The organism is Streptomyces sp. 71268 (genome assembly GCF_029392895.1).
Classification (GTDB): Bacteria; Actinomycetota; Actinomycetes; order Streptomycetales; family Streptomycetaceae; genus Streptomyces.
In genome coordinates, this window is the sequence record NZ_CP114200.1 from 8253752 (window position 1) to 8266312 (window position 12561).

The following is a 12561-nucleotide window of genomic DNA, read 5'->3' on the forward strand; positions in this document are numbered from 1 at the left end:
GGCGGCCGGCTCGGCGCGGCCAAGCCTCTCGCGCCGGCCGCCCCGCCGGCCCCGTCTGTGCGGCACGCTCCGCCACGCCGATCTGCTCCTGCCGGGAGTAGCGCGCCGACGGCGCCCCCGGACCGCGCCCGGCGCCCCGGGCCGCTCGGCCCACGCCCGACGCCCACGGCGCCGCCCCGCAACCAGCCGCATCGCGGACCCACCAGGCGCCGGTAACCGACGTCCCCAACGCAGCAGCCCGTGCTTGGCCCCGGCCCTGGTCCTGGCGCTCGGCCCGGCGCCCGGGCTCGGTGTGAGGCACGAACGCGGCCCTCCGGGCCGGCCCCGCGCGTCCGCGCATCGAACCGGGCGTACGCCTCGCGCCCGACCAACCCGACCCATCGGCACGCGCGGGTGGGTGGCGGTGATCGTGTGACGCGCCGCGGCTCGGCGTGTGTCCGTACGGACCGTCGCTGCCATGCGAGCCCCCTTCTCCAGATCTGAGAGTTGACTCTCACAATATTTGAGAGGAAGCTCTCACGTTATGGATTCCGAGAATCGACTGGGTGACATCGAGATCACCGACCCGCAGGCGATGCGGGCACTGGCCCACCCGGTGCGGCTGGCCATCCTTGACCGCCTCCAGCGGCACGGCCCGGCCACGGCCACCCAACTCGCGCCCCACGTGGGCGCCACGCCGTCGGTGACCAGCTGGCACCTACGGCACCTGGCGGGCTTCGGGTTGGTCCGGGACGCCGAAGCCGGGCCGGACCGTCGGCAGCGGCGATGGCAGGCGGCGGCGCGTGGGTTCCGGTTCGAGACGCCGAAGGACGAGGAGGGCGGCTCGGCCGCGCGGGCACTGTCCCGGGAGATGTTCGCGCGCTACGGGGATCTGCCGAGCAGGTGGCTGACCGAGGTCGAGCCCCACCTCGAACCGACCTGGCAGCAGGCCGCTGGTCTGGCCAACACCCGGGTGGTCGTTTCGGCGGAGGAACTCGCGGCGATTCAGGACGGCATCGAGCGGGTGCTGGCCCCGTACGTGACGCGTGACGCCGCCGAGTGGCCGACCGGCAGTCGCGGCGTCCGAATGATGCGCTATGTCCTGCCCGAGCGGGACCAGGCGTCGGCGGATGAGACGCCATGAGCACTGCGAACATCGATGCCCCGATGTCCCTGTGGCGTGATCGGCGGTTCCGCCGGTTCTGGGCCGGGCAGTCCGTTTCGGAGTTCGGTGACCGAATATCCGAACTGGCCCTGCCGCTGATCGCCGTCACAGCGTTGAGCGCCTCGGCCAACCAAGTGGCGTGGCTGACCGCGCTCATCTGGACACCGAATCTGTTGGCGATTCTCCTGGGGGCGTGGGTCGACCGTCGGGTGCGTAAGCGCCGCCTGATGGTCCTGGCTGACCTGGTGCGCGGCGCGGTGTTGCTGAGCCTCCCCGTGGCGTACCTGCTCGATGCCGTGAGCCTTGGCCAGCTCTATGTCGTCGCACTGCTGACCGGCAGCGCGGCGGTGTTGTTCAACACCGCCTACCCACCGTTCTTCGCGCGGCTCGTGCCCCGTGCGTCCTACGTGGAGGCGAACAGCAAACTCAGCGCCAGCCGGTCGATGTCGCACGTGGTCGGACCGGCAGCCGGTGGCGGCCTCATCCAGGCGTTGACCGCGCCCGTCGCCGTGATCGTGGATGCCTTGTCGTATCTGGCATCGGCATTCCTGATAGGGCGCATACCGCTCGACGAGTCGCCCGGTGGCGTGGACGCGGGAACGGGGCCTTCGCTACTCCGACGTGCTCGGGAAGGGATGACCTACGTCGCTCGGCACCCGGTGCTGCGCGCTGGGCTCGGCTGCGCGGCGACGGTCAACTTCTTCACCTTCGTCGCGGGCAGCGGACTGGTGGTGCTGTTCGCCAACCGTGATCTGGAACTGTCCGCCGGGGCCATCGGGCTGGCTCTGGGAATCGGATCGACCGGCGCACTCCTGGGCGCCGTCATCGCCCCACGGGTTTCGCGGCGTATCGGCGTCGGGCGCAGCATTCTCGTCGGGGCCGTGCTCTTCCCGGCGCCCATCGCCATCGCGGCCAGCGCGGGCGGACCGGTGTGGGCCCGAGTGGGCGCGCTGGCCGCCGCGGAATTCCTCTCCGGGGTCGGCGTGATGCTCTTCGACGTGAACCTCAACTCCCTGCAAACCAGCGTGATCCCCGACGCCATGCGCAGTCGCGTGGCGGGCGCCTTCAGCACTGTCAATTACGGCATGCGACCCATCGGAGCTGTCGTCGGCGGATTGCTGGCCACGGGGTGGGGCCTGCGGGCGACACTGCTCGTCGGCGCCGCTGGGGGAGTGCTGTCGCTGTTCTGGCTGCTGTCCTCACCGATACCGCGCATTCGTTCACTGGCCCCGGAAAACGCGACTGTTCCGTGCGCCGAAGCTGATGCGCACGAGGGCCTCACGCTTGAACGGCCTCAGGGGTGAAGCGGCTGGGGTCGCAGGCCGGCTCCCATGCCATGGCCAGCGAGCGTGCCGGGCCGCTTCGACCGGCGCAAGGGGCCGGAAACAGCCACGCCCCCGGCTCGGCAGTACGCATCCGCCGCGCGGCCGGCCGGAGGCGCGGCGCGCGGCGGCTGCCTGCGGTACGAGGACGCCGACCGCACCGCACCGCTCAGCCCGCTCGGACGCCGCGCAGGCTCTCCAACCTGGCCTGGATGGCCCGCAGCGCGCCGGGTCTGCGCCCCGGCACACGGGTACGCAGGGCCATCAGTTCCGTGGCCAACGACCTGGCCCGCAGTAGGTCGTCAACGTGCTGCCACTGGTGGTGTGCCCGGTCCACCGCGCCCTCCACGTCGGACTGGTCCGCCGCCTGACCCGCCCTCAGGCGCGTGGTGGCGGCGGCCATCCACAGCTCGCAGGCGCGGGCCGGGTCTCCGGCGAGCCGGGCCAGGTCGGCGCGTACCTCAAGCCAGTGGAGCGCCTGCGGGGAGTCGGGGCCCGCCGAGCGGAACGCCTCCTGTTCCCAGGCCGCGGCCATCGCCGCGGCCTCGCTGTGTCGCCCCGCGTGCGCCGCCTCCAGTATCGCGCCGTGCGGATCGTGCGCCACCTCGCCACCCCCGTACCCCGGCGCGTACGCGGGCGGTGGGCCGGGGTCGTACGGCCGTCGCGGGGCCGCCTCAGCATCCCCGACGGCCGCGCGGGCCGAGGTCGAAGCCGGCTCGGCCTCCCCGCCCTGCCCGGAGTGGCGGTCCGCGACCGGCGCCGCCTCATCAGCCGGGCGCGCGGTCGGCTCACTGGGGTGAGCGTCCGGGGACGGCAGCGAAGACGCGTCGGAGTGATCACCCGGGGCCGGCGGCTGGGACTCACTGGAGCGAGCGTCCGGGGATCGCGTCGGGGGCGGCGCCGCCGCGCCCTGAGGCGGCTCGTCGCCGGCGGGCTCGGCCGACTTGTCCTGGTCAGTCGGTTTCGCCTGGTCGGCCGGACGGGCCGCTGCCTCCGTCGGGTCGTCCGCCGAGGTGTCGGCCTCTGGTGCGCGGGGAGCGCCGGACGCCGTCGGCGGCGCGACAGGCGGGCGCGGGTGCGGAGTCGTGGCCGGTGCGGCTGGCGCGATCGGTGCGGCTGGTGCCGCGTTCGGCGTCGCGGACAGGGCGGGCTCCGGCGCCTTGACCGCCGGGTCTGGGCCCGGTGCTGTCGCGGGGGGCGCGCCGACGGGGAGCCAGTGCGGCTGGTCGGGCATCGGGTTCGGTTGTGGGCTCACGGGCCCTGCCGCCGGTTCGAAACCCGGGGCCAGTGGGGGACTTGCCCCCGGCGTCGACGGAGCCGGCTGCGTCCAGGGGCTCGCCGCGCCCGTCGATGCCGGTTCGGGTGCCGGGGTGACCGGACTGGCGGAGGCGGTCCCGAGCACGTCGAGCGGTACCTCGCCACCTCCGCCGGCGGGGTGGGGCGCGCCCCCCGTGGACGCCACGAGCAGAGCGGGCCCCTGGCCGAGCCCCGACTGCTCGACGGCGTGCTGGTGCAACTGGGGCAGCGGTGGGCGGGTGCTCACCGAGCGGAGGGCCGCGGCCAGGGCCCGGGTGTAGTGCGGGGTGTTGAGCTGGCGGCGACGCGGCGGGGGCACGACGCACCCGTACAGCGCGAGACCGATCGTCAGGTGCTCGGCGGTGAGTTTCGGCCAGGCCGTCTCGTCGGCCGCCAGATCGGCGAAGACGGTGGTGGTGCCGGCCGGCCGGTGGCCCAACTCCGAGAGCAGCCAGTGCCAGGGCAACGCGGTGTACCGCGCCGTCTTCGGCGTCGTGCGCGCCAGTGCCAGGTGCGGCAGGTGTTGCTTGGCGTCCAGCGTCAACTGGCCTACGAGGTAGACCAACACGGGCCCCGGGTGGGCGGCTGCCGTGCGCAGGTGGGTCAGCACGGTGTGCGGCTCGTCGGGATCGACGAGTTGCACCACCTGCGCGCCGCCCGTCGTGCCCAGTAGCACCGACGGTGCGACGGCCGCCAGCGACGGCAGCGCGGCGGCCGTGTCCATCGCCCGCTGCTTGCCCGTCGGTCCTGCCGCGATGAGCAGGGCGTATCCCGACTCGTTCGCCGCTCCTGCCCCGTTGTTTGCCATGGCAGCACCGTATCCGTTCCGGCCGCCGTCCCGGTGCCCGGCGGCGGAGCGCGCGCACATTCCGTGGCCGAGTGTGGAAGCGCCGTAGCGGGCGGTGGCGGAAGCGCCACGTAAACCAACCGGGCGGAAACCGGTCAGGTTGTTGCCCGCAGGCGGGCAGCGGTGACCTGTGTTTCCCTTCCGTAGAATGTCCCTGACCTGGGGGTTGCCCGGAGATGAAGCGGGCACAGACGGTCAGGAGAGATCTGGTGCCTGGCCTGGCCACAGCACAACTCCCCTTGTAGAAATCTGATCAGGAAGTGCCCGAACGGGCAGTGCGGTACGTGATGGGGAGTCACTGTGGACGCAGAGGAACGCCGGCGCACGGTCCTCGAACTGGCCCGCCACACCGGCTCCGTCGTCGTGACGGAGCTGGCGGAGAAGCTCGGGGTGTCGAAGGAGACCGTTCGGCGTGATCTGCACGCGATGGAGAACCGGGGTCTGCTGCGGCGCACGCACGGCGGGGCCTATCCCGTGGAGAGCGCGGGGTACGAGACGACGCTCGCGTTCCGCACCACCATGCACGTCGCGGAGAAGTCCAGGATCGCCGCGGCGGCCGGCGAACTCGTCGGAGACGCGGAGACCGTCTACGTGGACGAGGGCTTCACGCCGCAGCTCATCGCCCAAGCGCTGCCCCGCGAACGGCCGTTGACCGTCATCACCTCCTCGCTCGCCACCGCCAGCGGCCTCGCCGTCAGCGACCGGATCACCGTCCTTTTACTCGGCGGCCGGGTTCGGGGCAGCACGCTGGCCTCCGTGGGCCACTGGGCCACCCACATGCTCCAGGGCTTCGTGATCGACCTGGCGTTCATCGGCGCCAACGGCATCTCCCGGCAGTACGGCCTGACCACCCCCGACCCGGCCGTCAGCGAGGTCAAGGCGCAGGTGATGCGGGTCGCCAGGCGGCGCATCTTCGCCGGCGTGCACACCAAGTTCGGGGCCGTCAGCTTCTGTCGCTTCGCCGAGGCCCAGGAGTTCGAAGTCATCATCACCGACACCGGCCTGCCCCTGGCCGAGGCACACCGTTACGCCCTGCTCGGACCCCAGGTGCTCCGCGTGTGAATACGCCCGCCCCCACGCCGCCGGCCGCGCGCCGGTGCCCGCGCGGGGGCCCGCGACGCGCCCGTCAACGGCCCCCCGAATAGCCGCCCGAGCCGGCCCCCACCGCACAGTGCCGGGCCGATCGGCATCCACCGACCTCGTACGCGACCCCACCGGAGCAACCTGGCCCACCACCAGCCGCGCCGCCCCGCCTCGCGCCGCCCGCCGGCGCCCCCAACCGCCGTGCCAGCACCACCTCGCCCGCGCGCCCCGACCCGCCGCCTCGGCCACCTCGCCGGGGGCGGCCCGCGCGGCGGCGCTTGGAGCCGGCGCGCGCCGCGCGCCCCGGCCACCCGACCACGGCCCGGGCGCGCCTCCAGCCACCAGTGACACCGATCCACGGGGAGAACCCATGTCCATCCACACCCGACGCGGCGCCCGCGCGCTGGTCGCCGCCGCATCGGCGGGGGCGCTCGTCGCGGCGTGCACCGCGTGCGAGGGGTACGTCGGCGCCGGCGGCTCCTCGCTCTTCGGGGGTGACGCCATCAACGTCCTGATGGTCAACAACCCACAGATGGTGGAGTTACAGAAGCTGACCAAGCGGCACTTCACCAAGGACACCGGCATCAAGGTCAATTTCACCGTGCTGCCCGAGAACGACGTCCGCGACAAGATCAGTCAGGACTTCTCCAACCAGGCCGGCCAGTACGACGTCGCCACCATCAGCAATTTCGAGGTCCCCTTCTTCTCCGAACACGGCTGGTTACGCGACCTGGGGCCCTATCTCGCCAAGGACCCCGCCTTCGACCAGCAGGACATTCTAGCTCCCGTACGGCAGTCGCTGACCGCCGACGACGGAAAGGTCTACGCCGAGCCGTTCTACGGCGAATCCTCCTTCCTCATGTACCGCAAGGATGTCCTCGCCGAGCGCGGCCTGACCATGCCCGCCGAGCCCACCTGGCAGCAGGTGGCCGACATCGCCGCGAAGACCGACGGCGCGCGCCCCGGAATGAAGGGCATCTGCCTGCGGGGACTGCCCGGTTGGGGGGAGTTGACCGCGCCGCTGACCACGGTGGTCAACACCTTCGGCGGCACCTGGTTCACCAAGGACTGGAAGGCCCGCCTGACGTCACCGGAGTTCGTCGAGGCCACCCAGTTTTACGTCGATCTGGTACGAGAACATGGGCAGGCGGGCGCCGCGCAGTCGGGTTACGCGGAATGCCTCTACAACATGTCGCAGGGCAAGAGCGCGATGTGGTACGACGCCACCGCGGCGGCCGGCACGCTGGAGGAGGCGAAGTCCCCCGTCAAGGGAAAGATCGGGTATGTGAAGGCCCCGGTGAACAAGACCTCGGATTCCGGCTGGCTCTACACCTGGGCCTGGGGCATGCAGAAGGCGTCGAAGAAGTCGGACGACGCCTGGAAGTTCATCTCCTGGGCCTCCAGCAAGGAATACGAGGCCCTGGTGGGGCGGGAGAGCGGCTGGGCCAACGTACCGGCCGGCAAACGCGCCTCGACCTACGCCCGACCCGAATACCGGGCCGCGGCGAGCGCGTTCGCCGACGTCACGCACCGCTCCATCGCCGCCACCAAGCCGCGCGACCCGGGCGTCCAACCCAGGCCCGCGGCCGGCATCCAGTTCGTCGGCGTCCCCGAGTTCACCGATCTCGGCACCAGGGTCTCCCAGGAGATCAGCGCGGCCATCGCCGGCCGACAGTCGGTGCGCGCGGCGCTGCGCGCCTCCCAGAAGATGGCCGAGCGGGTCGGCGAGGAGTACCAGGACTGATGACCGCGCCAACCGCCGAGCCGCACGCCCCCGTCACACCCGCGCCCAGGGTCAGCCCGCCGCAGCCACCCAACCGCCTCAAGGCGTGGGCGACGCGCGCCCCCCTGCTGCCCGCCCTGGTCTTCCTGATCGCCGTCACCCAACTGCCGTTCGTGGCCACCCTGGTGATCTCGCTCTTCGACTGGAACTCCCTGGACCCGGACGACCGGCACTTCACCGGCCTGAGTAACTACCGCCGCGCCGCCGAGGACGAGGCGCTGCGCGAGTCGGTGCTCACCACCGCCGTGCTGACGGCCAGCGTCGTCCTGGCCACCGTCGTCCTCGGGCTGTTGCTCGCGCTGCTGCTCGACCGCGAGTTCCGGGGCCGCGGGGTGGTGCGTACCCTGCTCATCGCCCCCTTCCTCATCGTCCCGGTCGCCGCCGCGCTGCTGTGGAAGCACGTCCTCTACAACCCCGACTACGGCCTCTTCAACGGCGCCCTGACCTGGGTGGCCGCCCGCTTCGGGGACGACAGCCCGCCCCAGCCGGACTGGGTGTCCGAGATGCCGCTGCTGGCCGTCGAGGCATCGCTGATCTGGCAGTGGACGCCGTTCATGATGCTGATCCTGCTGGCCGGGTTGCAGAGCCGTCCGACGGACATGATCGAGGCCGCGCGCATCGACGGCGCCGGCAACTGGCAGATCTTCCGCTACCTCACCCTGCCGCACCTACGCCGCTACCTGGAACTCGGCGTGCTGCTCGGCTCGGTCCACATCGTGCAGAACTTCGACGCGGTCTTCACCATCACCGCCGGCGGCCTGGACACGGCCAACCTGCCGTACACCATCTACCAGACCTTCTACCAGGCCCACGAGTACGGCCAGGCGTCCGCGGCCGGCGTACTCGTCGTCATCGGCTCGATCATCATCGCGACCTTCGCGCTGCGGGTGGTCTCGTCGCTGTTCACCGAGGAGGCGTCCCGTTCATGACCGCCACCGCTGACGCGCCCACGGCCGCCGCGAGCCCCTCAGCAGCCGCCCGCCGGCGCCCGCTGGCCGGCCCACGGGGCAGGGCACGGCGCCGCGGCGCCGCTCTCGGCCTGCTCGCCTGGCTGGTCGGGCTCCTCTTCTTCCTCCCCGTGGCCTGGATGGTGCTCACCTCCCTGCACTCGGAGCAGGACGCCGCGACCAACCCGCCCTCCCTCGGCGCCTCGCTGACCTGGGACGGCTACCGCACCTTCTTCGGTGCCGACGGCGGTGCCAGCCCCTGGCCGTCACTGATCAACTCCGTGACCGCCAGCGTCTGCTCCACGCTGCTCGTGCTGGTGCTGGCGTTGCCCGCCGCGTACGCGCTGTCCCTGCGCCCCGTGCGCAAGTGGACGGACGTGCTGTTCTTCTTCCTGTCCACCAAGATGCTGCCGGTCGTCGCCGGGCTGCTGCCGATCTACCTGTTCGCCAAGAACGTCGACATGCTCGACAACATCTGGCTGCTGGTCATCCTCTACACGTCGATGAACCTGCCGATCGCGGTATGGATGATGCAGTCCTTCCTCGCCGACATCCCGGTGGCGATCATCGAGGCGGCGCAGATCGACGGTGCCCCGCTGCGCACCGTCCTGGCTCGCGTGGTGGCCCCCGTCGCCGCCCCCGGCATCGCCGCCACCTCGCTGATCTGCTTCATCTTCAGTTGGAACGAGATGCTCTTCGCCCGTGTGCTGACCGGTGTCAGGGCGCAGACCGCGCCGGTCTTCCTCACCAGCTTCATCACCAGCCAGGGCCTGTTCCTGGCCAAGGTCTGCGCAGCGTCCGTCGTGATCTCCCTCCCGGTGCTCGCCGCCGGGTTCGCCGCCCAGGACAAGCTCGTCCAGGGCCTGTCGCTAGGAGCAGTGAAATGAGAACCGCGCTCATCGAGGCCGTCGGCAAGGTCACCGTGACGACCGTCCCCGACCCCACGCCCGGCCCGCGCGAGGTGGTCGTGGACGTCGCCGCCTGCGGCCTGTGCGGAACGGACCTGCACATCCTGGAGGGGGAGTTCGCGCCGACCCTGCCCGTCGTGCCGGGCCACGAGTTCGCCGGCGAGATCGTCGGCGTCGGCAGCGAGGTGAGCGAGCTGGCCATCGGCGACCGGGTGGCGGTCGACCCGTCCCTGTACTGCCAGGCGTGCCGCTACTGCCGGGCCGGGCGGGGCAACCTGTGCGACAACTGGAACGCCATCGGCGTCTCCGTGGCCGGCGGCGCCGCCGAGTACGCCCTGGCCCCGGTGGGCAACTGCGTGAAGCTGCCCGACCACGTCTCCCTCCAGGACGCCGCGCTCATCGAGCCGCTCTCGTGCGCCGTGCGCGGCTACGACGTGCTCAACAACCACCTCGGCGCCGAGGTGCTGATCTACGGCAGCGGCACCATGGGGCTCATGATGCTCGAACTGGCCAAGCGCACCGGCGCCGCCAGCGTCGACGTGCTCGACCTCAACCCCGACCGGCTGGCCACCGCCCGCGCCCTGGGCTGCTCCCGCACGGCGGCCACCGCACAGGAGCTGGACCAGCCGCGGGGCTGGGACGTCGTCATCGATGCCACCGGCCACTCGGCGGCCATCCAGGACGGCCTGGGACGGGTCGCGAAGGCCGGAACCTTTCTGCAGTTCGGCGTGGCCGACTACGCCACCACCGCGACGATCGAGCCGTACCGCATCTACAACCAGGAGATCACCATCACCGGCTCGATGGCCGTGCTGCACAGCTACGAGCGGGCGGCGAACCTGTTCGCCACCGGCGTGCTCGACCCCGCCGTCTTCATCAGCGACCGGCTGCCGCTGGCGCAGTACCCGCAGGCCCTTGAGCAGTTCCGCGCGGGCGTGGGCCGCAAGATCGTGGTGGTGCCGTAACCGGTCCCACGAGCCCGCGCCCGCCCCCCGGCGACCGCCCGCCGGGGCGGTCGCCGGCCGGTGGTCCGGGTGGCGTGAGCGCCGGTGCCCGAACCGCTGCCCGCGGGAGCGCGTGGCCGATCGCGCCGCGAACCACGGCCGGGCGGGCGAGGCGGTCGCGGGCTCAGGCGTGCTTGCGGCGGGCCGGCTGCCGCTCCGTGCTCTTCGACTGGGTGGACTTCGCGGTCTTCGTCGTACGCCCGGACTTCGGTGAGGCGCTCTTCTTCGCCGCGGTCTTGGTCGTGCGGCGGCCGGCGGAACCGGTGCCCTCCTTGGCGGCGGCGGTCTTCTTGGCCGTGCTCTTCTTGGCCCCCGACTTGGCGGCCCCCTTGGCGCGGGCCCGGCCGCCCTCGCCCTCGCGTGCGTCGATCGACGCCTGGAGCGCGGACATCAGGTCCACGACGTTGTCCGGCGCCGGCTCGGCCTCCGCGCCCGACGGCGGGGCCTTGCCTTCGAGCCTGGCGGTGACCAACTCGTCGAGCGCGGCCTGGTAGTCGTCGTGCAGCGAGTCCAGGTCGAAGTCCTCGGAGAGCGTGTCCATCAGGGAGGTCGCCATCTTCAGCTCCTGGGGCCGCACGGTCACCTTCTCCGACGGCGCGAGCCCGCCGGCGGCGCGGATCTCGTCGGGCCAGTGCATGGTGTGCAGCACCAGCACGTCCTCGTGCACCCGCAGCAGGGCCAGCGACTCCCGGGTGCGCAGCGCCACCTTGGAGACCGCCACCCGGCCGCTGTCCGCCAGCGCCTCCCGCAGCAGCACGTACGGCTTGGCCGCCGCCGCCGAGTCGGCGCCCACGTAGTAGGCGCGCGAGAGCCGCAGCGGGTCGATCTCGTCCGCGTCGACGAACGCGATGACGTCGATGAGCTGCTTGCTCGGCAGCGGCAACTGGGTCAGGTCGTCATCGGTGAGCACGGCCGTGCGGCCGTCGACGTCCTCGTACCCCTTGGCGATGTCCGCGTAGTCGATCTGCTTCCCGCACTGCTCGCACACGCGCTTCATGCGGATGCGCCCGCCGTCGGCGACATGCACCTGGTGCAGCTTGACGCCGCGTTCCTCGGTGGCCGGATACAGCTTCACCTGGATGGACACCAGACCGAAGCCGATGGCCCCTTTCCACATCGAGCGCATGATGCTGGCCCTTCTGGTGAGGTATCCACCCTATGTCGGAGATCGTCCGGCGGCAGTGCGAGCGGGCGGCTTGCGGGTACGGGTCCAGTCCGTGAGCTGGCGCGCGGTCCAGGTGTTGATCACCCGTTCGGCCGGTACGTCGCACTCGGCAGCGCGGGCGCAGCCGTAGTCCAGCCAGTCCAACTGGCCGGGGGCGTGCGCGTCGGTGTCGATCGAGAACAGCACCCCGGCCGCGACCGCCGCGCGCAGCAGCGGGCGCGGCGGGTCCAACCGGTCCGGGCGGCAGTTGATCTCCACCGCGGTGCCGGCCTCGGCGCAGGCGGCGAACACCGCCTCGGCGTCGAACTCGGACGGCGGCCGGCCCCGCCCCGTCACCAGCCGCCCCGTGCAGTGCCCGAGCACGTCGACCAGCGGGTCGCGCACCGCGGTCACCATGCGTCGCGTCATGGCGGCGGCGTCCATGCGCAGCTTGGAGTGGACGGAGGCCACCACCACGTCCAACCGGTCAAGGAGTTCGCGGTCCTGGTCGAGCGAGCCGTCGTCGAGGATGTCGCACTCGATGCCCGTCAGCAGCCGGAACGGCGCCAGGCCCGCCCGCAGCTCGGCCACCACCGCGAGCTGCTCGCGCAGCCGCTCGGGGCTCAGGCCGCGGGCGATGGTCAGCCGGGGCGAGTGGTCGGTCAGCACCGCCCACGCGTGCCCCAGCCCGGCCGCCGCGCGGGCCATGTCCTCGATCGGGCTGCCGCCGTCCGACCAGTCGGAGTGCAGGTGGCAGTCGCCGCGCAGCGCGGCCCGCAACCGCTCGCCCCCCGTGGCCAGCGGCCGCTCGGCCTCGGTCTCCAGCTTGTGCAGGTAGCCGGGCACCTCGCCGGACACCGCCTGCTCGACGACCGTGGCCGTCTTGGGCCCGAGCCCCTTGACGCCCCGCAGCGTCCCCGCGTCCGCCCGCCGCCGCACCTCGTCGGCGCCCAGTTGGGTGAGCGCCGCCGCGGCCGTACGGAAGGCGCGCACGCGGTACGTCTCGGCACCCGCGCGCTCCAACAGGAACGCGATCCGCTCCAGTGCCGCCACCGGCTCCACGGACCTCGCCTCCTTCCCGTC

General features: G+C 72.1%; 10 protein-coding genes. 7 read left to right on the forward strand and 3 right to left on the reverse strand.

Translation table 11 applies throughout. The features are described from left to right. Positions 1-523 precede the first annotated feature (523 nt). Positions 524-1123, forward strand: coding sequence for a helix-turn-helix domain-containing protein (locus OYE22_RS32830; RefSeq protein ID WP_277323836.1), 600 nt, complete (start codon positions 524-526; stop codon positions 1121-1123). Then, positions 1120-2448 (forward strand): MFS transporter, encoded by a 1329-nt coding sequence (locus OYE22_RS32835; RefSeq protein ID WP_277323837.1) that lies wholly within the window; start codon positions 1120-1122, stop codon positions 2446-2448. Before OYE22_RS32830 ends, OYE22_RS32835 begins: the two co-directional genes overlap by 4 nt. 187 nt (positions 2449-2635) lie before the next feature. Here the strand turns inward: OYE22_RS32835 and OYE22_RS33520 are convergent, their stop codons facing one another. After that, positions 2636-4570: a hypothetical protein gene (locus tag OYE22_RS33520; RefSeq protein WP_348652262.1), complete on the reverse strand. Its 1935-nt coding sequence runs from the start codon at positions 4568-4570 to the stop codon at positions 2636-2638. A 339-nt stretch (positions 4571-4909) separates the two neighbouring features. On the opposite strand from OYE22_RS33520, the gene OYE22_RS32845 reads away from it, so the two are divergent. From OYE22_RS32845 to OYE22_RS32865, 5 genes are all read left to right on the forward strand, one after another. Then, entirely contained in the window at positions 4910-5671 is a 762-nt protein-coding gene (locus tag OYE22_RS32845) for a DeoR/GlpR family DNA-binding transcription regulator (protein ID WP_176160066.1), read from the forward strand. Between the two features lie 391 nt (positions 5672-6062). Further along, positions 6063-7436: a sugar ABC transporter substrate-binding protein gene (locus OYE22_RS32850; RefSeq protein ID WP_277323838.1), complete on the forward strand. Its 1374-nt coding sequence runs from the start codon at positions 6063-6065 to the stop codon at positions 7434-7436. Beyond that, complete coding sequence (locus OYE22_RS32855; protein ID WP_277323839.1) at positions 7436-8404, forward strand: sugar ABC transporter permease; 969 nt, start codon at positions 7436-7438, stop codon at positions 8402-8404. The genes OYE22_RS32850 and OYE22_RS32855 overlap by 1 nt, the downstream gene beginning before the upstream one ends. Continuing rightward, complete coding sequence (locus OYE22_RS32860) at positions 8401-9309, forward strand: carbohydrate ABC transporter permease (protein WP_277323840.1); 909 nt, start codon at positions 8401-8403, stop codon at positions 9307-9309. The genes OYE22_RS32855 and OYE22_RS32860 overlap by 4 nt, the downstream gene beginning before the upstream one ends. Then, on the forward strand, positions 9306-10295 hold the full coding sequence (locus tag OYE22_RS32865) for a zinc-dependent alcohol dehydrogenase family protein (protein WP_277323841.1): 990 nt from the start codon (positions 9306-9308) through the stop codon (positions 10293-10295). The genes OYE22_RS32860 and OYE22_RS32865 overlap by 4 nt, the downstream gene beginning before the upstream one ends. A gap of 163 nt (positions 10296-10458) precedes the next feature. Here OYE22_RS32865 and OYE22_RS32870 read toward each other — a convergent pair whose 3' ends face one another. Then, positions 10459-11451, reverse strand: a complete 993-nt coding sequence (locus tag OYE22_RS32870; protein WP_348652263.1) for a Ku protein — start codon at positions 11449-11451, stop codon at positions 10459-10461. Positions 11452-11490: 39 nt separating this feature from the next. Beyond that, on the reverse strand, positions 11491-12540 hold the full coding sequence (locus tag OYE22_RS32875) for a PHP domain-containing protein (protein WP_277323843.1): 1050 nt from the start codon (positions 12538-12540) through the stop codon (positions 11491-11493). Between the last annotated feature and the right edge of the window lie 21 nt (positions 12541-12561).